This window comes from Pseudomonas sp. HOU2, from assembly GCF_040729435.1.
Classification (GTDB): domain Bacteria; phylum Pseudomonadota; class Gammaproteobacteria; order Pseudomonadales; family Pseudomonadaceae; genus Aquipseudomonas.
Genome location: NZ_CP160398.1, coordinates 1,561,219 through 1,587,232 on the forward strand (window position 1 = coordinate 1,561,219; position 26,014 = coordinate 1,587,232).

21 protein-coding genes, 6 tRNA genes and 1 pseudogene are annotated in these 26,014 nt (G+C 60.6%); 9 read left to right on the forward strand and 19 right to left on the reverse strand.

Going from position 1 to position 26,014, the window contains the following annotated elements:
- Positions 1 to 14: 14 nt before the first annotated feature.
- From lpxK to ABV589_RS06975, 4 genes are all read right to left on the reverse strand, one after another.
- A complete protein-coding gene (lpxK, locus tag ABV589_RS06960) occupies positions 15 to 1,025 on the reverse strand; it encodes a tetraacyldisaccharide 4'-kinase (RefSeq protein ID WP_367085375.1) in 1,011 nt (336 codons plus the stop codon).
- Positions 1,025 to 1,453 carry a biopolymer transporter ExbD gene (locus ABV589_RS06965; protein ID WP_025112998.1) on the reverse strand — a complete coding sequence of 143 codons (429 nt, stop codon included), beginning with the start codon at positions 1,451 to 1,453 and terminating at the stop codon, positions 1,025 to 1,027. Before ABV589_RS06965 ends, lpxK begins: the two co-directional genes overlap by 1 nt.
- A complete protein-coding gene (locus ABV589_RS06970) occupies positions 1,450 to 2,085 on the reverse strand; it encodes a MotA/TolQ/ExbB proton channel family protein (RefSeq protein WP_003227083.1) in 636 nt (211 codons plus the stop codon). Before ABV589_RS06970 ends, ABV589_RS06965 begins: the two co-directional genes overlap by 4 nt.
- 111 nt (positions 2,086 to 2,196) lie before the next feature.
- On the reverse strand, positions 2,197 to 4,410 hold the full coding sequence (locus ABV589_RS06975) for a DNA internalization-related competence protein ComEC/Rec2 (RefSeq protein WP_367085376.1): 2,214 nt from the start codon (positions 4,408 to 4,410) through the stop codon (positions 2,197 to 2,199).
- A 136-nt stretch (positions 4,411 to 4,546) separates the two neighbouring features.
- Here ABV589_RS06975 and ABV589_RS06980 point away from each other — a divergent pair, with 136 nt between their 5' ends.
- Positions 4,547 to 5,065 carry a DUF2062 domain-containing protein gene (locus ABV589_RS06980; protein WP_258675646.1) on the forward strand — a complete coding sequence of 173 codons (519 nt, stop codon included), beginning with the start codon at positions 4,547 to 4,549 and terminating at the stop codon, positions 5,063 to 5,065.
- A gap of 142 nt (positions 5,066 to 5,207) precedes the next feature.
- On the opposite strand, the gene ABV589_RS06985 is transcribed toward ABV589_RS06980, so the two are convergent.
- The 4 genes from ABV589_RS06985 to ABV589_RS07000 form a co-directional block, all read right to left on the reverse strand.
- Positions 5,208 to 5,987, reverse strand: a complete 780-nt coding sequence (locus ABV589_RS06985) for an ABC transporter permease (protein ID WP_098965044.1) — start codon at positions 5,985 to 5,987, stop codon at positions 5,208 to 5,210.
- Positions 5,984 to 6,916 (reverse strand): ABC transporter ATP-binding protein, encoded by a 933-nt coding sequence (locus ABV589_RS06990; protein WP_007967569.1) that lies wholly within the window; start codon positions 6,914 to 6,916, stop codon positions 5,984 to 5,986. The genes ABV589_RS06985 and ABV589_RS06990 overlap by 4 nt, the downstream gene beginning before the upstream one ends.
- Positions 6,917 to 7,049: 133 nt before the next feature.
- Positions 7,050 to 7,673: a glutathione S-transferase gene (locus tag ABV589_RS06995; protein ID WP_367085377.1), complete on the reverse strand. Its 624-nt coding sequence runs from the start codon at positions 7,671 to 7,673 to the stop codon at positions 7,050 to 7,052.
- A gap of 43 nt (positions 7,674 to 7,716) precedes the next feature.
- The gene (locus tag ABV589_RS07000; RefSeq protein ID WP_367085378.1) at positions 7,717 to 8,376 is read right to left on the reverse strand and encodes a transglutaminase family protein; all 660 of its coding nucleotides are present in this window, start codon (positions 8,374 to 8,376) and stop codon (positions 7,717 to 7,719) included.
- 248 nt (positions 8,377 to 8,624) lie between these two features.
- On the opposite strand from ABV589_RS07000, the gene ABV589_RS07005 reads away from it, so the two are divergent.
- Positions 8,625 to 11,072, forward strand: a complete 2,448-nt coding sequence (locus ABV589_RS07005) for an acyl-CoA dehydrogenase (RefSeq protein WP_367085379.1) — start codon at positions 8,625 to 8,627, stop codon at positions 11,070 to 11,072.
- 89 nt (positions 11,073 to 11,161) lie between these two features.
- Positions 11,162 to 11,569 carry a PA2817 family protein gene (locus ABV589_RS07010; protein ID WP_007967565.1) on the forward strand — a complete coding sequence of 136 codons (408 nt, stop codon included), beginning with the start codon at positions 11,162 to 11,164 and terminating at the stop codon, positions 11,567 to 11,569.
- 114 nt (positions 11,570 to 11,683) lie between these two features.
- Here the strand turns inward: ABV589_RS07010 and ABV589_RS07015 are convergent, their stop codons facing one another.
- Complete coding sequence (locus tag ABV589_RS07015; protein ID WP_367085380.1) at positions 11,684 to 12,682, reverse strand: LysR family transcriptional regulator; 999 nt, start codon at positions 12,680 to 12,682, stop codon at positions 11,684 to 11,686.
- Positions 12,683 to 12,772: 90 nt separating this feature from the next.
- Here ABV589_RS07015 and ABV589_RS07020 point away from each other — a divergent pair, with 90 nt between their 5' ends.
- The 4 genes from ABV589_RS07020 to ABV589_RS07035 all read left to right on the forward strand — a co-directional run bounded on the left by ABV589_RS07020 (position 12,773) and on the right by ABV589_RS07035 (position 16,839).
- Positions 12,773 to 13,399 (forward strand): alanyl-tRNA editing protein, encoded by a 627-nt coding sequence (locus ABV589_RS07020; protein WP_367085381.1) that lies wholly within the window; start codon positions 12,773 to 12,775, stop codon positions 13,397 to 13,399.
- An 89-nt stretch (positions 13,400 to 13,488) separates the two neighbouring features.
- Positions 13,489 to 14,259, forward strand: coding sequence for a 2OG-Fe(II) oxygenase (locus ABV589_RS07025; RefSeq protein WP_007967561.1), 771 nt, complete (start codon positions 13,489 to 13,491; stop codon positions 14,257 to 14,259).
- Between the two features lies 1 nt (position 14,260).
- Positions 14,261 to 14,899 (forward strand): LysE family translocator, encoded by a 639-nt coding sequence (locus ABV589_RS07030; RefSeq protein WP_096797798.1) that lies wholly within the window; start codon positions 14,261 to 14,263, stop codon positions 14,897 to 14,899.
- 200 nt (positions 14,900 to 15,099) lie between these two features.
- On the forward strand, positions 15,100 to 16,839 hold the full coding sequence (locus tag ABV589_RS07035; protein WP_367085382.1) for a dipeptidase: 1,740 nt from the start codon (positions 15,100 to 15,102) through the stop codon (positions 16,837 to 16,839).
- A 131-nt stretch (positions 16,840 to 16,970) separates the two neighbouring features.
- On the opposite strand, the gene ABV589_RS07040 is transcribed toward ABV589_RS07035, so the two are convergent.
- The 6 genes from ABV589_RS07040 to ABV589_RS07065 all read right to left on the reverse strand — a co-directional run bounded on the left by ABV589_RS07040 (position 16,971) and on the right by ABV589_RS07065 (position 17,592).
- Positions 16,971 to 17,046, reverse strand: a tRNA-Gly gene (locus ABV589_RS07040).
- Positions 17,047 to 17,048: 2 nt separating this feature from the next.
- Positions 17,049 to 17,124 (reverse strand) — tRNA-Glu (locus ABV589_RS07045).
- A gap of 55 nt (positions 17,125 to 17,179) precedes the next feature.
- A tRNA-Gly gene (locus tag ABV589_RS07050) sits at positions 17,180 to 17,255 on the reverse strand.
- Between the two features lie 3 nt (positions 17,256 to 17,258).
- Positions 17,259 to 17,334: transfer RNA gene (locus tag ABV589_RS07055), tRNA-Glu, on the reverse strand.
- Between the two features lie 104 nt (positions 17,335 to 17,438).
- Positions 17,439 to 17,514: transfer RNA gene (locus ABV589_RS07060), tRNA-Gly, on the reverse strand.
- Positions 17,515 to 17,516: 2 nt separating this feature from the next.
- Positions 17,517 to 17,592: transfer RNA gene (locus ABV589_RS07065), tRNA-Glu, on the reverse strand.
- A gap of 384 nt (positions 17,593 to 17,976) precedes the next feature.
- Here ABV589_RS07065 and ABV589_RS07070 point away from each other — a divergent pair.
- Positions 17,977 to 18,735, forward strand: coding sequence for a hypothetical protein (locus ABV589_RS07070; protein WP_045122196.1), 759 nt, complete (start codon positions 17,977 to 17,979; stop codon positions 18,733 to 18,735).
- 626 nt (positions 18,736 to 19,361) lie between these two features.
- On the opposite strand, the pseudogene ABV589_RS07075 reads toward ABV589_RS07070, so the two are convergent.
- The 3 genes and pseudogenes from ABV589_RS07075 to ABV589_RS07085 all read right to left on the reverse strand — a co-directional run bounded on the left by ABV589_RS07075 (position 19,362) and on the right by ABV589_RS07085 (position 23,744).
- A pseudogene (locus ABV589_RS07075) lies at positions 19,362 to 21,328 on the reverse strand (methyl-accepting chemotaxis protein).
- A gap of 108 nt (positions 21,329 to 21,436) precedes the next feature.
- Positions 21,437 to 22,789 carry a PLP-dependent aminotransferase family protein gene (locus ABV589_RS07080; RefSeq protein ID WP_367085383.1) on the reverse strand — a complete coding sequence of 451 codons (1,353 nt, stop codon included), beginning with the start codon at positions 22,787 to 22,789 and terminating at the stop codon, positions 21,437 to 21,439.
- A 193-nt stretch (positions 22,790 to 22,982) separates the two neighbouring features.
- Positions 22,983 to 23,744 (reverse strand): SDR family oxidoreductase, encoded by a 762-nt coding sequence (locus tag ABV589_RS07085; RefSeq protein WP_367085384.1) that lies wholly within the window; start codon positions 23,742 to 23,744, stop codon positions 22,983 to 22,985.
- 239 nt (positions 23,745 to 23,983) lie between these two features.
- On the opposite strand from ABV589_RS07085, the gene ABV589_RS07090 reads away from it, so the two are divergent.
- Complete coding sequence (locus ABV589_RS07090) at positions 23,984 to 24,988, forward strand: NADP-dependent oxidoreductase (RefSeq protein WP_007968915.1); 1,005 nt, start codon at positions 23,984 to 23,986, stop codon at positions 24,986 to 24,988.
- Between the two features lie 85 nt (positions 24,989 to 25,073).
- Here the strand turns inward: ABV589_RS07090 and pyrF are convergent, their stop codons facing one another.
- Positions 25,074 to 25,772, reverse strand: a complete 699-nt coding sequence (gene pyrF, locus ABV589_RS07095; protein WP_367085385.1) for an orotidine-5'-phosphate decarboxylase — start codon at positions 25,770 to 25,772, stop codon at positions 25,074 to 25,076.
- Positions 25,773 to 26,014: the final 242 nt, after the last annotated feature.

A 26,014-nucleotide genomic window follows, 5' to 3' on the forward strand; every position in this document is an offset into this window, starting at 1 on the left:
CCCTGGATAAAGAGTTAAGGCAAAAGACGATCGGGCAACAGGCGCATCAACTGGGTGTCGAACCAGGCCACGAAGGCCGGTGACGGCACGGCATCGACCGCCAGGTACCACCAGTCGTCTGCTGCGAAGGCACGGCACTTCACCGCGTCCTTTTCGGTCATCACCAACGGCAATGACGGTGTGAAATTCAAGGCCTGCACGCTGTATTCGGCGTGGTCGGCAAACGCATGGGGGACTGCGCGCCAGTCTAGCGCTTCGAGGGTATTGAAGAAACGTTGCGGATTGCCGATCCCGGCCACCGCGTGCACCGATTGACCGGCAGGAAAATGCCCGAGCGGCTGGCGCTCGCCGCTGCGCAGATTGACCAGTGCGGTCGGCTGCAGGTGAAAGGCGAAGCCGTCTTCACGATCTGCAGTGGCACCGTTGAACAGCACGCCATCGACGCTTTGCAGGCGCTCGATCGGCTCGCGCAACGGACCGGCCGGCAGGCAGCGCTTGTTGCCCAAACCACGGGCGGCGTCGATCAGCACCAGCTCCAGATCCCGGGCCAGACGGTAATGCTGCATGCCATCATCGGAGAGGATCAGATCCAGTGGTTCACTGGCGAGCAAGGCTTTGACCGCCGCGCTGCGATCAGGGTCGATCATCAACGGTACGCCGGTGCGCTGCACGATCAGCAGCGGTTCATCGCCGGCGATGTCGGCGCTCTGCTCGGCGGTGACCCGCCAAGGCAGTTGCGGTGGTTTGGCGCCGTAACCGCGACTGACCACGCCAACCCGCAGACCGGCGCGTCGGCAATGCTCGATCAGCCACAAAATCATAGGTGTCTTGCCAGTGCCACCCACCGTGATGTTGCCGACCACGATCAACGGCACCGGTGGCTGGTAGATCTGGCCTTCGCCGTCGAGAAAGCGCTGACGCTTGTTGACCACCACGCGGCGATAGAGCATTTCCAGCGGCCGCAGCAGCGTCAGGGCCGGATGCCCCTGATACCACGCGGCGAGCAAACGATCGGACAGGCTCATCAGGATTTGGGCGCCGCCTCGACCGTGGTCATGCGCAGATGGCTGAAACCGAGCTTGCCGGCCGCGTCCATGGCGGTGATCACTGATTGGTGCTGGGTCTTGCCATCGGCGCTGATCGACAACGGCATGTTGGTGTCACCGTTGGCTTCTTTCTGCATGGCTTCCATCAATGTTGCCAGGTCGTTTTTCGGCAGAATCCTGTTGTTCACCGAGAACACGCCTTCGGCGCTGATCGCGACGTCCAGCTGCTTGAGCTGCTGGTCTTCAGCGGGCGAACCGCTGACCGATTCCGGCAGATCGACGCGCAACTGGGTCTCGCGGGTGAAGGTGGTGGTCACGACGAAAAACAGCAACAGGATGAACACCACGTCGATCAGCGACGCGAGGTTGATGTCGATCGTTTCCCGGGGCTTGCGACGGAATTTCACGCTTTGTCCCCGGCCAGATCGACGTCACGGTCGCCTTGCACCACTTCGACCAGTTTGATCGCTTCCTGCTCCATGCCCACCACCAGCTCATCGATGCGGCGTTGCAGGAAACGGTGGAAGAACACCGACGGAATACCGACCATCAGGCCTGCCGCCGTGGTGATCAGTGCCTTGGAAATACCGCCGGCCAGTACCGAGGCGTTGGTGGTCATGCCGGAACCGGTGAAGGCGCTGAAAATGTCGATCATGCCCAGTACCGTGCCCAACAGGCCCAGCAACGGCGACATGGCGGCAATCGTGCCCAGCGCGTTGACGTAGCGTTCGAGCTCGTGAATCACCCGCGCGGCGGCTTCTTCGATGCATTCCTTCATGATCTCGCGACCATGCTTGGAGTTGGCCAGGCCCGCAGCGAGGATTTCACCCAGCGGCGAGTTGGCGCGCAATTCCTTGAGCTTTTCTTTATTGAGCTGCTTGTCCTTGATCCAGACCCAGACCTGACCCAGCAGATGCTCGGGGGTGACGCGGCTGGCGCGCAGGGTCCACAGGCGCTCGGCGACAATCGCCATCGCCGCGATGGAACTCAGAATGATCGGCAACATCATCCAGCCGCCGGATTTGACCAATTCCCACACAGTGACAGTCCCCTCGAAAAAGTGCGCCACTTTACCATACCGGTTGGCGATTAAGACCCGCTGCCCCGACGACCTGATGCCGCATTCGGCGATCCTGCGATCAATGGTGTTTCAGCGCCAGAAACGCCGTTGTTGACGCATCAGCCACGGCGCCTGGAAGCTGCCCAGACGCAGATGGATGGCGCCGTGCTGCGCGCTGTCATAGATGCGCAACCCTTGCTGGCGGTAACGCGCGAGCACCAGCGGGTGTGGATGACCGAACGAATTGCCCTGCCCCCGGGAGATCAGCACCGAATGCGGGCGTAATGCCCGCAGCAAAGCCATCGAAGAAGAACTACGACTGCCATGATGCGGCGCTTGCAGCCAGTGCGTCGGCAGCGCCAACGGACTCTCCAGCAGAACCCGTTCGGCAGCCGTGTCGATATCACCGGTCAGCAGCAGGCGCTCGCCATTGGCCTCGATCTGCAACACGCAGGAGCGCTGATTGCTGTCATGGGCCGCCGACCATTGCCACAGCTGAAAACTGACGCCGTCCCACTGCCATTGGCGCCCGGTTTCACAGGCTTCGGCCCGCAGGATGGCGGGCAGCCCCGGCGGATCGCCGCTGATCACCCGCGTCACTTTCAGGCCCCGCGATACCGCCAGCGCACCACCGGCATGGTCGGCGTCGGCATGACTGAGCAGCATCAAATCAATGCGCTCGACCCCCAGTTTGTGCAGCGCCGGCAGCACCACCCGCTCCCCCAGATCGAAATCGCCAAAGCGTGGACCGGCGTCGTAGAGCAAGGTGTGATGACGCGTGCGGATCAGGATCGCCAAACCCTGACCGACATCGAGCTGCCAGATGTCGGCCAGGCCCTCGGCCACCCGCTCGCGCGGCGGCGCCAGCAGAATCAACAGCAACGGCCAGCCCAACGGTCGCAATGGCACGCCGCGCGGCAACAGCAACAACAAGGCACCGAGACTGCCAAGCAGCAAAACCCACCACGGCAGCGACGGCGAGATCCACGCCGGCCAGGCCCCGGCGATCAGCGACAAGCCGCGAAACAGCCAGTCGATCAAACCACCGGCCAGCCACAACAAGCCTGCACCGACGTAAGGCACCGGCAACAACAGCGTGCCGAGCAGCGCCGGTGGCAGCACCAGCAGACTGACCCACGGCACCGCCAGCAGATTCGCCAATGGCCCGCTGAGGCTGATCGGCAGGTTCAGTGTCAACAACACCGGGCACAGACCCAGCGCAATCAGCCATTGCGCGCGGGTCCAGGTCTGCCACCATTTCCACGCGCCGAGCCGCCCGCCGAAGGTGAAAATCAAAATCCCCACCGCGGCGAACGACAACCACAAACCGGGGCGCAGACTGGCTAACGGGTCGAGCAACAGCAACGCATCGAATGCCAACAACAGCGGCCACCACGCGCCGAGATGGCGAAAGCGCAGGCGCCACAACAACACCAGCCCGACCATCACGCAGGCCCGTTGCACCGGCACATCAAACCCGGCGAGCAAGCCGTAACCAAGCGCGGCGGCAAACGCCAGCCCACAGGCCCAAGGCAGCCAGGGCCAACGCAGCGGCCACAGTCCTAAACGCGCCAGCCCGGCGACAAGCAGATATATCACCGCCGCCAACATCCCGATGTGTTGGCCGGAAATCACCAGCAGATGCACGGTGCCGGTGTCCTGCAGGATCTGCCAGTCCTCGCGACTGAGCCCGGAGCCGTCACCGAGCACCAGCGCCGCCAATGCACCGCCCCGGCCCTGCCCGTCCACTTCAAGCAAGCGCTGCCGAATGCTGTCGCGCCATGCCCAACTGGCCTCGGCCAGGCGCTGACCGTCCTTGATCGTGCCCGTTGCGCCGATGCGTTGCGCCAACAGCCAGGCTTCGTAATCGAAGGCGTCGGGATTGAGCAAACCACCGGGGCGCCTGAGCTTCACCGCCAGGCGCCAGCGCTCGCCGCTGTTGAGCGGCGGCCCGCCGTACCACGCCAGACGCAGCAACGACGGCAGCTTCTCGTGACGCGAGCGGGCATCGGCCAGCTCGAAACGCACCACGCCCTCGCTGGTTTGCGGCAAGCCGATCACCCGCCCTTCGACCCAACGGGTTTCGCCGTCGAGCGCTGCGGGCAGGCGATCATTCAGCGCCCATTGCGCACTGACGCACGCCCAGGTGAAACCGAACAGCAGAAACGCCAGGGGATAGCTGCGAAACGGCAGCAACATCAGTCCCACCAACGGCAACAACATCATCAACCCGACCGGCGGTAAAACCGGCAAAAAAACCGGAACCAGCAGACCGACTGCCAGCGCCATCATCCCTGTGCGCATAAGCCCGTCCTTGAGAGTTCCTGCATTAGGCTTAGCGGGTACGTAGCTGGGTCGTCGTCAACAATTGTCACAAAGTCTGAATGGGCGCTTCGTAGAATCCAGACATACTTGCCGCCTTAACCGACCGAGAAGCCTTATGCCCCGGCGCTTATTCAAACGTTACATGCCCGATCCGACGAGCATCAGGGAACACAAATCCTTACGCTTTCTCGGCAAGTTGCTGCATGACCCGAACCTCTGGCACCTCAATCGTCACTCGGTGGCCCGGGCGATGGCCGTCGGCCTGTTCGCCGCGTTCCTGCCGATTCCGGCGCAGATGCTGGTGGCGGCGGCACTGGCGATCACCGTGCGCGGCAACATGCCGATTGCCGTCAGCCTGGTCTGGCTGACCAACCCGATCACCATGCCGGCGGTGTTTTTCTGCACTTACCAGACCGGGGCCTGGTTGATGAATGTGCCCGCCCGCACCCTGCCCGATTCGTTGACCTGGGAATGGATCAGTGGAGAGTTGTCGACCATGTGGCAGCCGTTTTTGCTCGGGTCGGTGGTATGCGGGCTGCTACTCGGCATCCTCGCCTACTTCACGGTCATGCTGTACTGGCGTTGGTGGGTGGCGCGGCAATGGGCGCGGCGCAAGAAAAGCCGCAAATCTTGAATGCAAAACGGCCTCCGCAGTGGGAGGCCGTTTTTTTTGTAGCGTCTGAATAGGCCCCATCGCGAGCAGGCTCACTCCTACATAGGAACACGCCCTTCTGTAGGAGTGAGCCTGCTCGCGATGGCAGCGACGCGGTTTCGGATCAGGTCCGCATCCCGCGCCCACTCACCAGCAACCGCGCACAACCGAGGTACAGCACCACGGTCGCCACCAGCATGAAGGTGATCGCGATGCCGATGCGGATATCCGACACCCCGAGAATGCCGTAACGGAAGGCATTGACCATATGCAGCACCGGGTTGGCCAGCGACACGGTCTGCCAGAACGGCGGCAGCAAGGTGATCGAGTAAAACACGCCACCGAGGTAAGTCAGCGGCGTCAGCACAAACGTCGGGATGATCGAGATGTCATCGAAGTTGCGCGCAAACACCGCGTTGATGAAGCCCAGCAGTGAGAAGATGGTCGCGGTCAGGATCACCACCAGCAAGGTCACGCCGAGGTGATGCACCTGCAGATGGGTGAAGAACAACGACAGAATGGTCACGATGACCCCGACCATCAAACCGCGCAGCACGCCGCCAATGGTGAAGCCGATCAGGATGGTGTGCGGCGACACCGGCGAGACCATCAGCTCCTCAATGGAACGCTGAAACTTGCTGCCAAAGAAACTCGAGACCACGTTACCGTAGGAGTTGGTGATCACCGACATCATGATCAGCCCCGGCACGATGTACTCCATGTAACTGAAGCCACCCATGCCGCCAATCTGCTTGCCGATCAGGTTACCGAAAATCACGAAGTACAGAACCATGGTGATCGCCGGCGGCAGCAGGGTCTGCGGCCAGATCCGCGTGAAGCGTTTGACCTCGCGATAAACGATGGTCTGGAGAGCGACGAGGTTGGGGCGGAACTCGGAACTCATACCGCCACCTTCGACAGATTTTTCTCCACCAGGGACACGAACAGCTCCTCGAGGCGATTGGTTTTGTTACGCAGGCTCAGCACTTCGATGTTCTGCTGCGCCAATTGAGTGAACAGCGCGGTGATGCCCATGGATTTGTCGACCTGGACTTCCAGGGTATGGCCGTCGAGCAACCGGGCGGGATAGCCGAGCAATTGCGGCGCGGCGTGCAAGTCGTTTTTCAGGTCGAGCAGGAAGGTTTCGACGTGCAACTGGCCCAGCAGCTGTTTCATGCTGGTGTTCTCGACGATGGTGCCGTGGTCGATGATGCCGATGTTGCGGCACAACTGCTCGGCCTCTTCCAGGTAGTGCGTGGTGAGAATGATGGTGATGCCTTTCTGGTTCAGCTCGGTGAGGAACGTCCACATCGAGCGACGCAGTTCGATGTCGACGCCAGCGGTCGGCTCATCGAGGATCAGCAGCCGCGGTTCATGCACCAGGGCGCGGGCAATCATCAGACGCCGTTTCATGCCGCCGGACAGCGAACGCGACGGCACATCGCGCTTGTCCCACAGGCCGAGCTGGGTCAGGTACTGCTCGGCGCGTTCCTTGGCGATCTTCGCCGGGATGCCGTAGTAACCGGCCTGGGTCACGACGATGTCGAAAGTTTTTTCGAACTGGTTGAAGTTGAATTCCTGGGGCACCACGCCGATCGAGCGCTTGAGCGCGGCAGGGTTCTTGTCCAGGTCATGACCGAAGATATTCACCGTGCCGCTGGTCTTGTTGACCAGGGTCGAGAGAATGCCGATGGTCGTGGATTTGCCGGCGCCGTTGGGGCCGAGCAAGGCGAAAAAGTCACCTTCGGCGACGTCCAGATCGATACCACTCAAGGCCTGGAACCCGTTGCCGTAGGTTTTGGTTAGCTGCCGGATGGACAGAGCGGAACTCATATCGGATTTACGCACCAAGAAGGGAAGAAAAGGAAAGATTGGGCCGGGCGGCGAACAAAACAACCACGGCGCATGAGCGCAATGGTGCTTGCCGCCGCCACACAAGTACAGTCAAGAGTGTCGATAGTTATTATCAAGTCAACGCGGTCATGACTGCTTTCTGATAGGCCGGACGCTGCTTCAGCCGTGCGTACCAAGCCTGCAGATGCGGCTGCGCGGCGCGTTCGATCGGCATCTCGAACCAGGCATAAATGAAACTGCCCAGCGGAATATCGCCCATGCCGATTTCGCTGCCGGACAGGTATGGCTGGCTGGCAAGGGCCTGATCGGCCATGGCCAGCAGCGCCGTGCACTCCTTGATCGCGGCGTTGATTGCCGGCCAGTCCTGCTGATCCGCTGGCGTGCGCAGTACTCCCCAGAACACGGTGCGAAATGGTCCGGCAAAACTCGAGGTGGTCCAGTCCATCCACTTGTCCGCGATGGCCCGGGCTTGCAGGTCTGCCGGATACCAGGCGCTGTTCGGTGCATGCCTGGCCAGCAGGTATCGCACGATGGCATTCGATTCCCACAGCACGAAGCCGTCATCTTCGATGACCGGCACCCGGCCGTTCGGGTTCATCGCCCGGTATTCAGGCGTGTCGACCACACCGAAGGCGCCACCGGCGTCAATCGCCTCGTAGCCCAGGCCCAGTTCCTCGGCGGCCCACAGTGGCTTCCTGACATTCGATGAGTTTTTCCGTCCCCAGATCTTCAGCATGACCGCCTCTTTTCAAGTGAGTGGGCAGGCAGCATACGCCGGATCAGACCCGACTCAAATCACTCTGCATATCACCCAGCACCTTCGCCTGATGCTCGCCGAACAGATGCGGGTAGCACTTTTCCAGGTGTTCGAAGAAGAACTGTTCCGGCACATCGGCGAACTGGCCGTGATCGACCAGATACTCCATCAACAGCGCGCCGTCACGGTTGTACGGATGGAAAACGCTGTCATTGATCCCGTCAAAGTCCAATGGTGCGACGTTGAACAGCTCGCAGAGTTTCTGATTGAAGGCCGGCGTGGCTTTGACCCAGCGCTCGTTGAGGAACAGTTCGGTGTAACCGTGCATGGCGAACACATCGCTGCGCAACAACTCCAGCAAACGCGGGGTCGACAGGTGATTCTTGACGTCGGCCAGACCGATGCGTGCGGGAATGCCGCAATGCCGTGCGCACCCGGCCAGCAATGTGGCCTTGGGCACGCAATAACTTTCCCCGGCCGCCAGCGCATGACTGCCGCACAGGGTCCGCGGGTCGAGGCTGAAGGTATACGGGTTGTAGCGCACCGCTTCGCGCACGGCGTAATAGAGACTGATCGCCTGCGCGAGCGGGTCGCGGCTGGCACCGCGGTGTTGTTCGGCGAACTCCACCACCGCCGGGTGGTCACTATCGATGAAGCGGCCGGGGCTCAGATACTCGCGCATGACGATGTTCTCCTGGGTGAGCCCCGAGTCTAGCGACAGCTCAAGCACAGAGATAACGACGTTTCGGCCAAACATGCACGCGAAGACGCGGGAACGGCGAACGATTTCCCACGGGTGTTGCCCACCGAACCTACGAAAACCATCCGGGGTTTCCCACGAGTTCAATCACCAGGTTCTGACCACCCGGTTTTACAGATGCCGTCTAAGCTCTGGAGGGTCGATTTGCCTTGGTTCACGGAGGATTACATATGCTGTTGTTGTGGATACTGGTTCTGATCGTCGGTGTGGCGTACCTCGCCCACCGCCGCATCGCCCCCCTGCCCGCGTTGGGTATCGTCGCCATTTTCCTGCTGGCGATGGGTATTTTCAGCCATGCCCCGGGCTGGTTGCTGCTGGTGTTGTGGGTGGTGCTTGCGGCGGTTGCCGCGCCGTTGCTGCTGCCTGACCTGCGCCGCAAACACTTCACCGCGCCGCTGTTCAACTGGTTCCAGAAAACCCTGCCGCCGATGTCGCAGACCGAACGCGACGCGATCGATGCCGGCACCGTGTGGTGGGACGGCGAGCTGTTCAGCGGCCGCCCCGACTGGGACAAACTGCTGTCCTATCCCAAGGCGCAACTGAGCGAAGAGGAACAGGCGTTCATCGACGGCCCGACCGAAGAGCTCTGCGCGATGGTCACTGACTGGCAGATCGGCCAGTCGATGGACCTGCCGCCCGAAGCCTGGAGCCACATCAAGGAACACGGCTTCTTCGCCCTGATCATTCCCAAGGAATTCGGCGGCAAGGGCTTTTCCGCCTACGCCCACTCGCAAGTGGCGATGAAACTCGCGACCCGCAGTGGCGACCTTGCTTCCACGGTGATGGTGCCCAACTCCCTCGGCCCGGCCGAACTGCTGCTGCATTACGGCACCGACGAGCAACGCAATCACTACCTGCCGCGACTGGCCCGTGGTGATGACATTCCGTGTTTCGCCCTCACCGGCCCGCTGGCCGGCTCCGATGCCGGCGCCATGCCGGACACCGGGATCATCTGCAAAGGTGAATGGGAAGGCGAGGAAGTCATCGGTCTGCGCCTGAACTGGGAAAAACGCTACATCACCCTCGGCCCGGTCGCGACCCTGCTCGGTCTGGCCTTCAAGGCCTACGATCCGGAACATCTGCTGGGCGACAAGGAAGATCTCGGCATCAGCCTGGCACTGATCCCCACCGATACACCGGGCGTGGAAATCGGTCGTCGTCACCTGCCACTGGGTGCCGCGTTCATGAACGGCCCGAACTCCGGCAAAGACGTGTTCATCCCGCTGGACTACCTCATCGGCGGCCAGGACATGCTCGGCAAGGGCTGGATGATGCTGATGAACTGCCTGTCGGTCGGGCGTTCGATTTCGCTGCCGGCAGTCGGCACTGGCGCGGCCAAATTCACCAGTCTCGTGACCGGTCAGTACGCGCAGATTCGTGAGCAGTTCAACGTCCCGCTGTCGGCCTTCGAAGGCATTCAGGAAGCCATGGCACGCATCGGCGGCAACGCCTGGATGATGGACGCCGCGCGCATGCTCACCGCCAACGCGGTGGATCTGGGCGAGAAACCGTCGGTGCTGTCGGCGATCCTCAAGTATCACCTGACCGAACGCGGCCGCGAGTGCATCACCCACGCCATGGATGTACACGGCGGCAAGGCGATCATCATGGGGCCGAACAATTACCTCGGGCGCAGCTGGAATGGCGCGCCGATCTTCATCACCGTGGAAGGCGCGAACATCCTCTCGCGCAACCTGATGATCTTCGGTCAGGGCGCCATTCGCTGCCATCCGTTCGTCCTCAAGGAAATGGCCCTCGCCGGCCGTGAAGACAAGGAACAGGCACTGAAAGAATTCGATGGCCTGCTGCTCAAACACATCGGTTTTGCCGTCAGCAATGCCGCCAGCACCCTGGTGCTGAACCTGGGCCTGGGCCACTTCGAACATGCGCCCGGAGACAGGATCAGTCAGGGCTACTTCCGCGCACTCAATCGGCAGGCAGCGGCATTTGCCATGCTCGCCGACTTCAGCATGATGTTGCTGGGTGGCGAACTGAAGCGCCGCGAACGCCTCTCGGCCCGCCTCGGTGATGTGCTGAGCAACCTGTATCTGGCCTCCGCTGCGCTCAAGCGTTATCACGACCTGGATTCGCCGGCGCATATGGAGCCGCTGTTCTGCTGGGCCATGGAAGAAAGCCTCGGCCAGTCGGAACGGGCACTGGATGAACTGCTGAGCAACTTCCCGAACAAAGTGTTTGGCTGCCTGCTGCGGGTGATCGTGTTCCCGTTCGGCCGTCGCCACAAAGGCCCATCGGACAAGCTCGGTGCCGAAGTCGCCGCAGTGATCGGCCGGGCCAAAGGCGATCCGACCCTCGAAGAACTGCTCGCCGGCTGCTATCGCCCGCAGTCCGCCGACGATGCCGTTGGTGCCCTGCAACACGCCAGCGATCTGCTGAATGCCGCACAACCGCTGCACAAGAAACTGCACACGGCGCTGAAAAGCGGTCAGGTCAAACCGGTCGCCGGCGAACACGCCATCGACGCCGCACTGGAGGCCGGGGTGTTGCAAGCGGCGGAAGCGCAGACCCTGCGCGACGCCGAAGCGGCACGCCGCAAGGTGATCGACGTCGATGATTTCGACAAGGAAGAACTGAAGCAGGCTGAGGGCAAAGTCCGCTGATGCTGACGACCGTGTAGCTGTTTATTTGTGAAAAACGGGCGCGACAGCTTTATACTCCCGCGCCCGTTTTGCTCTTGAGGACTTATCTCGTGTCCAACGTCGTTGCCGATCATCTGGTTTTGCTCGACCACCTGCGCAGTATCCTGGTCGCCGTAGGTGAGGCCGAACAGGTTCCCGAAGAAAGCCATGCCTTGTTCCTGGAGCGCTTTGACGAACTGCTGGCGTCCCTGCCGATCGATCCGATCGAAAGCCAGTACCTGGGCCAGGACATCCTGACCCAAGTAATTACCCGTTATCCGCAAATTGCCCACCTGATTCCGCGGGATCTGCTGTGGTTCTTCGCTGGCGACTGCCTGCATTACCTGTCCGATGAAGAAATCGACCTGTATCAGGCACTGGAAGAACGTCGCTACGAAGCCGAACAGAACGATGAACCGTTCGACTGGAATCAGGAAAAACAGCTGCTGGCGATGTCTGCCCAGGACAGCAAGCACTGATTTAATGGTTTGAAGATCAAAAGATCGCAGCCTGCGACAGCTCCTACAGGGAATCCACCTAATCCCTGTAGGAGCTGCCGAAGGCTCGGGCCGCGTTCGGACGATCTTTTGCTTTTAAAGTAGCCCCTCGCTCTCCGGCAATTCATACGCCAGCGCCAGATTGTTCGGCGCCCCCGCCTTCCCCGGCTTGCTCAACGTCGGCTCCTTCTCCAGACACTCCACCAGATAATCGATGAATACCCGCAGCTTTGGCGGCAGGTAGCGCGTGGGCGAATGCAGTAACCACAGACCACCGTGGTAGGAAGCGAGGAACGTCCACTCCGGCAACACCTGCACAATCAACTTCTGCTCCAGCGCATAGCGCGCGGTGAAATACGGCAGGCTGCCAATACCAATGTGCTGCAACACTGCCCCGAGCCGCACGCCGGTATGGTTGGCGGCATAGCGGCCACGTACGCCGACGGTCACCGCTTTACTGCCCTTCTTGAATTTCCAGCGTGCATCGCTCGGGGTTTCCCCCAGATAGATGCAGCTGTGATCGAGCAGGTCATGCGGATGCGTCGGCGTGCCGTGTTCGGCCAGGTATTGCGGGGTGGCGCAGAGCAAATGGTCGATGGTCAGCAACTGCCGTCCAACCAGCCCGGCCGGCGGACGGTCAGTAATACGAATCGCCAGGTCGACATGATCATCGATCAGATCAACCTGGCGGTCTTCCAGCAGCAACTCGACATCGACTTTCGGATAACGCCGCAGAAACTCAGGCATGTGCGGATGAATCACGAAACGCCCGACCGCTTTCGGCACACTGACCCGCACCCGCCCTTCCGCTTCGTGGGTGAACTGCCCGCTGATCTCCATCACCGATTTGGCGGCGCTGACCATCTCCTGACAGCGCTTGAACACTTCCTCGCCCCCGTCACTCAGGCGCAGTTTGCGCGTAGTGCGCTGCAGCAAACGCGTGGCCAAGGCCTTTTCCAGGCGGGAAATGCTGCGACTGATCGCCGACGGCGACGAGCCCAGTTGGCGGGCCGCCTCGGAAAAACTGCCGGTCTCCACGACCTTGACGAAGATCGCCATTTCACCAAGCAGTGGCAGCGGAAGATTGATGCTCACAGCGCACAAGTCCTTTGATGTTTGAACGGATTATCACGTTATTGCACGATTCATATAATAAAAACAGACACTTTAATAAGGGCATGGAATATGACGCTTCGCCTCTTTTTCCATAGTGATGACCTCAAGGCTAATGTGGAAGTCCTCGACTGCACGCCCCACGAGAACGAATTTGCCGTGGTGCTGCGCGCCACGCTGTTTCATCCGCAAGGCGGTGGTCAGCCTTGTGACACCGGCATGATTGGCGAAAGCCAGGTGCTGCGCGTGGTGCAGGAACCTGACCGGATCGTGCATTACGTCGATCGCCCGGTAAAACCCGGCATGACCTGTATTCACGTGGATGAACAACGTCGCCGCTACAACACCCGCATGCATTCGGCCGGGCACCTGATCGGGCATTTCCTGCAGGCCATGGGCTGGACGCCGATCAAGGCGCACCACTGGCCGGACGAGGGCCGGGTGCAATTCAAGCCGGGCGATGCCGCTCAGGAAGTCGACGCGCCAACCGTTCAACACGGTATCAGTCAGTGGATCGAACACGATCTGCCGCGCCTGACCTCGCTGCGCGAAGGCGCGCGGGAAATCGGCTTCGGCGAGCTGCCGGCCTATGGCTGCGGTGGCACCCATGTACGCAGCCTGAAGGATTTGGGCACAGTCACGATCGCCTCGCTTTCGCAGAAGAAAGGCATGTTATCCGTCCACTACAGCGTGGATTAAGCATCTCGGATGCTGCTCCGCGCAGCGTTCGACGCCGGGGAACCGCACTCGCCGGTTCCGTTGACTATCGATAGATGGACCTAAAAACAATGATGCTAGACGTCGAGCGTCTCGATGAGACGTGCATAAAAAAACTGGCCAACGAAGAAGTCCTCGCCATCCGCGTCAAAGGCTTCTTGCCCGAGCCGCTGGCGATCGAGATTGGCGACAAGATTCTTGCTCCGGGCTTCGAGGGCTACATCAATGCGCCGAGCATCGGCCGCATCGGCATGGCGTTTTACGAGGCGGAAAACCAGCCGTTGCTGATCGAGGACTACTTCGAACGCGCCACCCGCAACATCGCCGAATTGCGCGAGCGCTGTGCGCCCTACTCCTCGCCGGTCGACACTCTGCGCTGCATGCTCGACGAATCATGGCCGGCCGGCGCACATCTGGAAAACCTCTATGGGCGCAAGATGTATGTCGGCCTGTCGCGGGTGGTCAAACCCGGCGTGTGCTTCCTCGCCCACCACGACATTTTCGCCAAGGACGCCCCGGACAGCTTTCAGGCCCGCAGCCTGGAAGCGCAATTCGCCTGCAACGTGTACCTGAACATGCCGACCGAGGGCGGCGCACTGCAGATGTGGGACGACGACATCACCCCGGATCAGTTCGACCAGATGCGTGGCGACAGTTACGGCATCGACCCGGCGCTGCTCGGCCCACCGACCCTGGAAGTGCGGCCGCAGCCGGGAGATTTCATCATGTTCAATTCGCGCTGCATGCACTCGGTGACCCCGGGCGTAACGGATCCGCGACTGAGCCTTTCGTTCTTTGTCGGCTATCGCGGCAATGCTTCACCCCTGACCTTCTGGAGCTGAGATGTTATCGAACTACCTGGGCGAGTTTCTGGCGCTGGCCACCATTCACTTTCTGGCCGTGGTCGCTCCCGGCCCGGACTTCGCCGTGACCATTCGCCAGAGCGTGCGCTTCGGCCGACTGGTAGGCATCTGCACCGCACTGGGCATCGGCGCCGGCATTTCCGTGCACGTTCTCTACACTTTGCTCGGGGTTGGCGCCCTGATGCACACCACGCCGTGGTTGCTGACGGTGGCCAAGGTGATCGGTGGCGCATACATCTTTTACCTCGGCATCAGCCTGATCCGCAGTAAACCGAAGACCACGCTCGAGGGCGAAAAAAGCGCTGACGAACCGCTGGTCGAGCAGTCGCTGTTCAAGGCGTTCAGCACCGGTTTTCTGACCAATGCCACCAACCCCAAAGCCACGCTGTTCTTCCTGGCGATCTTCACCACGATCATCAGCGCCAGCACCCCGCTGAATATCCAGGCGCTGTACGGTGTCTGGATGTGCTTCGTCAATGCGCTGTGGTTCGTGATCGTCGCGCTGTTTTTTTCCAGCAGCCGGGTGCGGACCCTGTTCATGCGCATGGGCCATTGGTTCGAGCGCAGCATGGGTGTGATCCTGATTCTGTTCGCCGGCAGGCTGGTGTTGTCGATGTAAAAACCGCGTTCAAAGCAAAGGCCCGATCGGTTGAACGCCGATCGGGCCTTTTTCGTTTGTGCGCCGCTTTTGCATTTCTGTGCGACGGATCCCACTTCAGGGACTCCCCTTCAACACCTTCGTGGTGTTAGTTTGGAAAAGATTTGTTTCAACTTTCAAACACTTCCCTCTCAACTGCCTGCAAAGGAATGCCCACCGCAATGAATTTTTCTCTCAAGCGCCTGGCCGCTGCCAGCCTGGCTCTGGCTAGTCTTTCGTCGTTCACCCTGCCTGCCCAGGCCAACATCACCCCTGAGCAAAGTGCTGCGATCCTCAAGACCTTCAGCGATACGACGGTCAGCGATTTTCGTCAGTTTCTTGGTGCTGTAGCGAAAAGCGATCTGAGCAAGACCGACAACCTCGCCCCGGCGATCAATGGTTTTCTCGACAACAAGACCCTGACCGCCGAGCAGCAGAACGAGATCAATCGCCTGCTGGGCATCTACACCCGCGCCAAGTACGGCAAAGCCGCGCTCGAAACCCTGCGCGAACTGGTGGAAATCCCGACCTTCCAGAAAGAAGGTGTGGCCCAGCACGACAATCCGGAATTCATCAAGATCGCCGAAAAGATCAAGAATCTGGCCGAATCGTTCAACCTGAAGTTCCGCAACGTCGACAACCGCGTCTATGAAATCTCCCTCGACGGCAGCGGCGAAGAAGTCGTGGGCATTCACGCGCATGCCGACGTAGTGCCGGTTACCCCGGAAAACTGGGTGCTGAAAGACGGCACCAAACTCGACCCGTTCAAAGTCACGCTGATCGGCGACCGCATGTACGGTCGCGGCACCGAAGACGACAAGAATGGCATCGTCGTCGCCCTGTACGCGATGAAAGTGATCAAGGAAGAAAAGCTGCCATTGGCACGCAATTTCAAACTGCTGGTGGACACCACCGAAGAAACCACCGGCGACGCGATCCCGTATTACTTCGAACACAATCCGACGCCGAACTACAACATGGCGCTGGACGGTGGCTACCCGGTGGTCATCGCCGAGAAAGGCTACGGCACGGTCATGGCCAGTTTCCCGCTGCGCAAGGCTGAAGGCAGCGGCGCAGAAATCATCTCGATGACCGGCGGCCTGGCAACCAACCAGATTCCATCGGTTTCGGTCGCGACCCTCGTCAGCGACCAGCCCGAGCAACTGGCGGCGAGCCTGCAAAAGGCCGGCAACGAATACGCGAAAAAACACGGTGGTGACTTCGAAGTCGCGGCCAAGGTTGATGGCAAAGACGTCAAGCTGAGCGTCACCGGAGTGTCCGCGCACTCCTCCGAGCCCGAGTCCGGCGTCAACCCGGTCGCACGGATGCTCGACTTCATCAACAGCCTCGACGGCAAGGTGGCGCTCAAGCACAACCAGATCACCGACGCTGCACGCTATGCGTCCAACAACTGGGGCCTGGATTACCTCGGGAAAAAACTCGGCGTGGGCTTCTCCGATTCGTTCATGGGTCCGCTGACCACCTCGCTGACCTACGTTGGCGTGGACGACAAAGCCTTCAAACTGGCAGTCAACCTGCGCGTGCCGAAGGGCAAATCGCCAGAAGTGCTGAAGAAGGAAATCGCTGACAAGCTGGCGGCCTGGAGCAAGAAAACCCACGTTGCCGTGGACTTCACCTACTCGATCGCCGAACCGATGTACCGCAATCCGGAAGGCGAATGGGTCAAAGCCCTGCTGGCAGTGTCCACCGAAAATCTGGGCATGAAGCACGAGTTCGGCACGTCTGCCGGCGCAACCTCGGTACATGAACTGCCGAATGGCGTGCAATTCGGCCTGGCGCGACCTGAGGTGAAATACACCGGGCATACCGATGGCGAGTTCAAGACGGTTGACCAGTTCCTGCTCGACCTGCAGATCGTCACTGAAATGATGGGCCGTGTCGGCCAGCTACCGAAGCTCTGATAGCGCCCAGGCCCGTGATTCAGCGGGCCTGACGTGAAAACAAAAAAGGACCCGAAGGTCCTTTTTTGTTGCGCGACAAATGCTGCACAAACAAAAACGCCGATCATCACTGATCGGCGTTTTTGTGAAATTGGAGCGGGAAACGAGACTCGAACTCGCGACCCCGACCTTGGCAAGGTCGTGCTCTACCAACTGAGCTATTCCCGCAATGGCGTCCCCTAGGGGACTCGAACCCCTGTTACCGCCGTGAAAGGGCGGTGTCCTAGGCCACTAGACGAAGGGGACAGGCTACAACTTTCACTAATAAAAACGCCGCTCACTGAGCGGCGCTTTTAGAATTTGGAGCGGGAAACGAGACTCGAACTCGCGACCCCGACCTTGGCAAGGTCGTGCTCTACCAACTGAGCTATTCCCGCAAATGGCGTCCCCTAGGGGACTCGAACCCCTGTTACCGCCGTGAAAGGGCGGTGTCCTAGGCCACTAGACGAAGGGGACACGCTACCCGGAACACATGGTGTGTGTTTCGGTGTCCAGATCCGCATCCGAAGACTTGGTTCTGGTTTCACTCAGCCCCGCCCGAAAGCAGTGCTGTTTAAAATTGGAGCGGGAAACGAGACTCGAACTCGCGACCCCGACCTTGGCAAGGTCGTGCTCTACCAACTGAGCTATTCCCGCATTGGCGTCCCCTAGGGGACTCGAACCCCTGTTACCGCCGTGAAAGGGCGGTGTCCTAGGCCACTAGACGAAGGGGACACGCTACAACATTCACTCCCTGCTGCGTTTCGCTGTGTGCTTTACGCTGCAAGTGGCGCGCATTCTATGGATGGTTTGAGAGGTCGTCAACCCCCGAATATAAATTTATTTAAATCAATGACTTCGACCTGCTTTACGGGAGCATTCGGAGTTTTCCATCGCCCGACGATTGACGCCTATATTCCGCCACTCGCCAAGGCGTTATAGTCCGCAACACAATGATGGCAATCTGCGCACCTCGCGCCAGCATTCATATAAGCAGTGTGCAGCCGATATAGACAGAAGCTGCTGAATCAACTCGTCGAGCGGCGCTGGGCGCCTGAATGTCCAGCCACTACACTCGCATGCGAACCCTATAAAGAGGTCTTACCGGTGACACCACTCATGATCACCCTGCTAGTCATAGCCGGGATCGCAATTCTGATCGCCATTGGCTACATGAACCATGTGGTGGAAAACAACAAACTGGAGAAGGCCCGCACCAAAGTCGAACTCAACGACCGCCTGCGCCGCTGCGGCGAACTGACCGAAACCTTCCCCGGCCAGTTCATGACCCCGGCACTCAAGCTGCTGCTAACCCGACTGGAGCTGAACGTCTGCCAACGTCTGCTGAACCTGGAAAAAACCAGCGCTACCCTGAAAGCGCGGATCACCGAACTCAGCGCACTGGTTGCCCAAGGCGAATCGATCCCGGTCAACAACCCGCCGGCACCGATCCTGACCGAGGCCAAAGCCAAAGACGTCCGCTTCCTGCTCGAAGCCCTGCACGGCCAGATCACCCGCGCCGCCCACGACGGCTTCCTGCCACCAAACGAAGCCAAACACTGGATCAAGGAAGTCCGCCACATCCTGGTCCTGCTGCACATCGAATTCTTCAACAACCTCGGCCAACAATCCCTGCAACAAAACCAACCGGGCCAGGCCCGCCTCGCCTTCGAACGCGGCGTGCAATACCTGCGCAAACAGCAAGACCCGCAGATGTACGCGGAACAACTGCAATACCTGGAAAAACTCCTGGCCCGCGCCAATGCCCAGGTCATGGACAAGATTGCTCCGGTTGAGGGCGAAGTGAACCAGTTGACCGAAGGCCTCAAAGAAGTCGAAGCCGATGCGGACTGGAAGAAGAAAGTGATCTACGACTGATGATCGAGAGTTGAGAGAAGCCACCGAGAGGTGGCTTTTTTGTGGGTGGTGGCTGGCTGCCATTGAAAATATTCAGTTAGAGAATGGTCGGCTGTCAGGGCGCCATCGCGAGCAGGCTCACTCCTACAGTTGGAATGGGTGTGGTCATTTGGAGACTGGTCGGCTGTCAGGCCGCCATCGCTGGCAAGCCAGCTCCCACAAGATCAAGATCAAGATCAAGATCAAAAGATCGTCCGAACGCGGCCCGAGCCTTCGGCAGCTCCTACACAGGATGAGCGTTAGCTCGACTGCAGCTCTTGATCTTGCCGTGCCGGCCCCTTCGGCAGGCTGAGTGAAGGGGTTTATCCGGGGGTGGGAGCGCAGCGACCGTTTGGCGAAGCCAAACACATCGAGAGGAGGTGCAGCGAAGCAAACCGGAGGCGATGCGCCCGGATGAATCCCGCAACGAAGGAACCCGAGCCTAGGCGAGGGCCGAACGCCGGGGCCCAGACCTTTGCTTCCTTTGGGGCGTTTGCCAAAGGGAGTCGCCGTAAGGGCGAAACCGCCAGCCGCAATACCCGAAGCAACGGATATACACCCAAAACCCCAAGAACCTGGTCGGCCCAGAGGCCGCCAAGTCAAAAGCGTCAAAGCCGAAAATGCCCAACCATCCCCTTGAGCTCCCCCCCAACCGCGCCAGCTCAACACTCGAAACCGCATTCCCCCGCATCGCCATCGAAGACTGATCCGCACTCGCACGAATACTCGTCACACTGCGATTGATCTCCTCGGCCACCGAACTCTGCTCCTCGGCCGCCGCCGCAATCTGCTGATTCATCTGTTGAATCAACGAAACCGCCGCCGCAATACTGCCCAGCGCACTCTCGGTCTGCAGCGCATCACTGACCGCCAGCTTCACCAATTCACCACTGCTCTGAATCTGCTGCACCGACGAATGCGCCGCCGAACGCAACGCACTGACCAGCCGCTCGATCTCCTCGGTCGATTGCTGCGTACGCCGCGCCAACGCGCGAACCTCATCGGCCACCACCGCAAAGCCCCTGCCCTGCTCCCCGGCCCGCGCCGCCTCGATCGCGGCGTTGAGCGCCAGCAGATTGGTCTGCTCGGCAACGCTCTTGATCACATCCAGCACCGTTCCGATGTTCTGGATCTGCGCACTGAGACTTTCGATGCTCGAACTGGCCGACGTCGCCGAGTCCGCCAGTTGCTCGATCCGCGCCATGCTCTGGCGCACCACCTGCTGACCGCTTTCGACCTTGCCATCCGCCGTTTGCGCAGCCAGTGCCGCCTCCTCGGCATTGCGCGCCACGTCATGCACGGTGGCGGTCATCTGGTTCATGGCCGTGGCCACCTGCTCGGTCTCTTCCTTCTGACTATTGACCTCGAGGTTGGTCTGCTCGGTGACCGCCGACAGCGACTGCGCGGAACTGGCCAACTGCTCGATCCCCGCCTGCAAACCGCTGACGATCGTGCTCAGCCCAGTGCCCATCTGCTGCATCGCCAGCATCAGTTGACCGATTTCATCACGCCGGGTGACCTCTACCCTCGCACTCAAATCCCCGGCCGCAATCTGCTGTGCCACCCGCATCACGCTGCGCAACGGCGCGACAATCAAGCGGGTGATGACCCACGCGGCAATCAGCCCGACCAGCAATGCCAGCGCCGAAGAACCGATGATCAACGCGGAGTTCTTCTTCAATTCCGCCTGCATCGCGCCGTCCTCGGCGCCATAGGCCTGATCCACGCGCTCCATCACCTGCGACGCACGCTGGTGCAACTGTTCGTAGACGGTTTTTTCCTGGGCCAGCAGGCCGGTGTACTCGGCGAGTTTGTCGTTGAAACCGGCGATGTGCCCGGACACTTCATTGAGGACCGTCAGGTAGCCCTCATCCTTGACCGTGGTCTTCAACTGCTCGGCCTGAGCCTGGGCCTGGGCGGCCTGCTCGATGTTGCCCTTGCCGGCACTCTCGGCATCACCCTTGCGGCTCTGGTCCAGACGAATCCGCGCCTCGTTCATCGCCTGCAACATCAGCCGCGACACTTGGCTGACCTGGCTGGCCTGTTCGATAAACTGTGCGCCGTCCTTGCCTTCAGTATCCTTCAAGGTATACGCGCCGTCATCGGCCAGCCCGGCTTGCAGCACATCCAGGTTGTTGGCCACGCTGGACACCGACCAACTGGCCATTTCCAGTGCCAGATCCTTGGCCTGGGTCAGCGAGACAAACTCATCGAAAGCCTTGCGATAAGCGCCCAATGCCTGCTCGACATCGCCCATCACCGCCACGTTGGCCGGTGACTGCGCCTTGAGCTGCGCCGCCTGAGCCAGCAAAGCGTCTACGCCTTCGTGCAAGGCATCGACGGTTTTCGGGTTGCTGTGCAGCGCATAATCCTGCTCCAGCAGCCGCACCTTGAGCAGTGCACTGTTGAGCGCCGACATCTGCTTCAGCCCATCGAATCGTTGACTGATGGTCTGCAGGGACCAGACCCCCATGGCGGCCACCAGCGCGGTCAACAGCAGCACCAGCACGAACCCGATACCCAGTTTCTTCGCCATACCGAGGTTGGCAAAACGTCCTTGCACGGCGGAAATCATTGCGCGTAGTCCCCTGCCAAAGTCTGTTGCCAAAGATTCGCAACGGCCATGGAGCAGCACAAGTCTCTGGCGTCGGAATAATGGCAAAAAGCTACGCACGCGTCGTTTTCAGAACGCTTGAGGTCGATTCACGCGAGTGCTGCGAAAAAACTGCCGGGCCCGTGGATCACAGGCATAGGCGACATTGATCCGCTGCCACTCACCGACTTCGCCACTGGGGCTGAAAGCCCCCGGAGCACACAGGCGCACGCCACTGCATTGCGCCTGCCCATGCAAACGGGCGGGATCGCTCAGCGGTGCCCGGGCCCAGATGAACAGGCCGCCACACGGCTTGCCGAAAACCTCCCATTCGGCATCTTCCAACGCCTGCAACGCGGCAATCCGATCAGTGTTCAGGCGCTGACGCTGACGCTGGACCATTTTGCGATACGCACCATTGGCCAGAAGACTGGCCAGCACTGCCTCATTGAAACTCGAGGTGCCCATGCTGCTGATCATCTTGACCCGCGCCAGACGCGCTATCAGCGGCGGCTCGGCATACACGAACCCGACACGTAGCGAGCTGCTCAGGGTCTTGGAAAAACTGCCGATGTAGATCACTCGCTCATCGAGTGCCGCCAGGCGTGTGCCATTACCATTGTGCAGGTCAGCGTAGACATCATCTTCGATAACGCGCACATCGTGGGCGTTGCACAATTGCAGGATCTGTTGTGCAACGCCCAGGGTCAGGCAGGAGCCGGTGGGATTGTGGTGGTGGCTGTTGATGAACATCGCCACCGGCCGGAACTGTCGCAACAGCGCTTCGAGGCCCTGGGGGTCCGGCCCGCTCGGGGTGCGACGCACTTCCAGCATCTGCACCCCGTGCAGGCGCAACAAATCAAACAGTTGCGCGTACCCGGGGGTTTCGACCACCACGCAATCCCCGGACTTGAACAGCGTGCGCACGAGCAGATCAAGCGCGTGGCTGGCACCGGAGGTCGTCAGCACCTGCTCATTTCGGGACTGGACGCCGATCAGCCTCAAGCGTTTGACGATCTGTTCGCGCAGGGCCGGCAGACCCAGCGGGCTGCTGTAATTGAACAGACTGGCCATGTCGGTACGGGCCACCTGACGGATCGCGTAACTCAAGTCATCGGACTCCCGCCAGCTTTGCGGCAAGCCACCCTCGCCGAGTTTCAAGCCGTCCTCCACTTGCTCGCAGTCAATCCCGACCAACCCGCCGCCGTGGGCGGCCACCATGAACCCGGCGCCCTGACGGGGAGCCAGAATGCCTTGCGCCACCAACCGCTCGCAGGCCTCGGCCACACACGACTGACTGAGCAGATTGGCGCGCGCAATCTGCCTGACGGAGGGCAGCCGCGTGCTCGGCGCCACACCACTTCGGGAGATCCACTCGGTCATGCCATCAACAATCTGCTGTACGACCGGCACCATTGCCAGTCGGTCAATTCTCAATTCCATGAGCACGCAAACTCCTGTCCGTTTTGCTGGCGGCAGTAAATCACAGCCACGGCCTGCAGGCTGTGCGACAAAGCCGTCAAAAGCGACAGTTCTAACTATTTGATACACATTGTTTAACGGATTCGCGGAATTGACGGGCAACAACAAAAAAACCCGCAGCAAGGCGGGTTTTCTCAAGTCTTGCGGCAACCCATCAGAAGGCGGTGACGCCACCATCCACCGCCAGAGAATGGCCAGTGGTAAACGCCGCGCCATCGCTGCACAGATACAGCACGGCGCTGGCGATTTCCTCGACCTTGCCTATGCGCCCCACCGGGTGCATCGCGTTGGCGAATTCGCCTTTCTTCGGATCGGCCTCGTAGGCGCGGCGGAACATGTCGGTGTCGATCACCGCCGGGCACACGGCGTTGACGCGGATTTTCTTCTTCGCATATTCGATCGCCGCCGATTTGGTCAGGCCGATCACCGCGTGTTTCGACGCCGCATAAATGCTCATCTTCGGCGCCGCGCCGAGCCCCGCCACCGACGCGGTGTTGACGATCGCCCCGCCGCCCTGAGCGAGCAACAACGGCAACTGATACTTCATGCACAACCACACGCCTTTGACGTTGACGCCCATGATCGCGTCGAACTCGTCCATCGAGCCGTCGGCCAGCTTGCCTTGCTCGATTTCGATCCCGGCATTGTTGAAGGCGTAGTCGAGGCGCCCGTAAGTATTGATCACCTCGTCCATCAGATTCTTCACTTCGTTTTCGACAGTAACGTTGCAGCGCACGAAGGTCGCTTCGCCACCGGCTGTACGAATCAGCGCCACCGTGCCTTCGCCCCCTGCCGCGTCCAGATCGGCCACCACCACTTTCAAACCTTCGGCAGCGAATGCCTGGGCGGTCGCCCGGCCAATACCGTTGGCCGCTCCAGTGACTACGACCACCTGGCCGGAAAACGTCATGCTCATTGTTATGTCCTCGAAGGGAGAGATGCAGGAGGGATTTGCAGACTCGCAGCATAGCCACCGGGGCGCGCCCCACGTCAGCACTATCAGAAGGCTGTTTATGCCTTCATCCGTCGCAGTGATAAAAGCTGCCGGGGAACTATCACTGCACTGGATCATTGCGCATTCGCCGCATCAGCCGACCTTGCGGCATTGGCCTCGAGGGTCTATCAACAAGGCTTCATTCAGTTCGAGTGCCTGCCATGACCAGCCAGACCAATCGCCAGTTCCTCCTCGCCAAACGCCCGGTGGGGGCTGCGACCCGTGAGACCTTCACTTATCAGGAAGTCCCGGTCGGCGAACCGGGCGCCGGCCAGATCCTGGTGAAAAACCAATACCTGTCCCTCGACCCGGCCATGCGCGGCTGGATGAACGAGGGCAAGTCCTACATCCCGCCGGTAGAAATCGGTGAAGTCATGCGCGCCCTGGGCGTGGGTCAGGTCATTGCCTCGAACAACCCGGGCTTTGCCGTCGGCGACTACGTCAACGGCGCCCTCGGCGTGCAGGATTATTTCCTTGGCGAGCCCAGAGGTTTCTACAAGGTCGATCCGAAACTGGCGCCGCTGCCGGTGTATCTGTCCGCGCTGGGTATGACCGGCATGACCGCTTACTTCGCCCTGCTCGACGTCGGCGCACCGAAAGCCGGTGACACCGTTGTGCTGTCCGGGGCCGCTGGCGCGGTGGGCAGCATTGCCGGGCAGATCGCCAAGATCAAAGGCTGCCGGGTCGTCGGCATCGCCGGTGGTGCCGACAAATGCAAATACCTGATCGATGAACTGGGCTTTGACGGTGCCATCGACTACAAGCACGAAGATGTACTGGCCGGGCTCAAGCGTGAGTGCCCGAAAGGCGTCGACGTCTATTTCGATAACGTCGGCGGCGAGATCCTCGACGCCGTGCTCAGCCGCCTGGCGCCGAAAGCCCGGGTGGTGATCTGCGGCGCCATCAGCCAGTACAACAACAAGGAAGCGGTCAAAGGCCCGGCCAACTACCTGTCATTGCTGGTAAACCGTGCGCGCATGGAAGGCTTTGTGGTGATGGACTACGCCGCGCAGTACGCCAGTGCCGCGCAGGAAATGGCCGGCTGGATGGCCAAGGGGCAGCTCAAGAGCAAGGAGGACATCGTCGAAGGTCTGCAGACCTTTCCGGAGACGCTGATGAAATTGTTCAGCGGGGAGAATTTCGGCAAGTTGGTGCTGAAGGTCTGAAGCAAGATCAAAAGATCGCAGGCTGCGCCAGCTCCTACAGGTGTTCACATAACCCCTGTAGGAGCTGCCGAAGGCTGCGATCTTTTTAGGTCAGTTCGGCCACGACCGACGCCAGTGCCTTGGCCGGATCCGCCGCCTGGCTGATCGGGCGGCCGATCACCAGGTAATCGGAACCGGCATCCAGCGCCTGACGCGGCGTCAGGATACGGCGCTGGTCATCTTGCGCACTGCCCGCCGGGCGAATCCCCGGGGTCACCAGTTGCAGCGACGGGTGCGCCGACTTCAGTGCAGTGGCTTCCAGTGCCGAGCACACCAGACCGTCCATCCCGGCCTTCTCGGCCAGCGCAGCCAGACGCAGCACCTGCTCCTGTGGCTCGATGTCCAGACCGATACCGGCCAGATCCTCGCGCTCCATGCTGGTCAGCACGGTCACACCGATCAGCAACGGCTGCGGGCCGCTGCGCTTGGAAAGCTCTTCACGGCAAGCGGCCATCATGCGCAGACCACCGGAGCAATGCACGTTGACCATCCACACGCCCATCTCGGCGGCGGCTTTCACCGCCATCGCGGTGGTGTTGGGAATGTCATGGAATTTCAGGTCGAGGAACACCTCGAAGCCCCTGTCACGCAGGGTGCCGACGATTTCCGCGGCGCAACTGGTGAACAGTTCCTTGCCCACTTTGACCCGGCACAGTTTCGGATCCAACTGGTCGGCCAGCTTCAGTGCGGCGTCACGGGTGGGGAAATCCAGGGCGACGATGATAGGAGTCTGGCAGGCGGACATGGATGGGCTCTCAGGCAAGTCGAAATCGGCGCGCATTGTAGCGGAAGCGGCGCCAGCGCGGCACCCGATGATCGGTAAATCGTCGCCGCAAACGTGATCAGCATAGCGCTCGTTGCTATTGTGTCGAAGCCGATACACAACCGACACGCCGCCAACAAGCGCCCGCGCTAGCCTCGCCAGCCGCAACACGTCCTTACATCAGCACTTCCCGCCTCACGGCAGGACGCCTATGCTGAAACCAC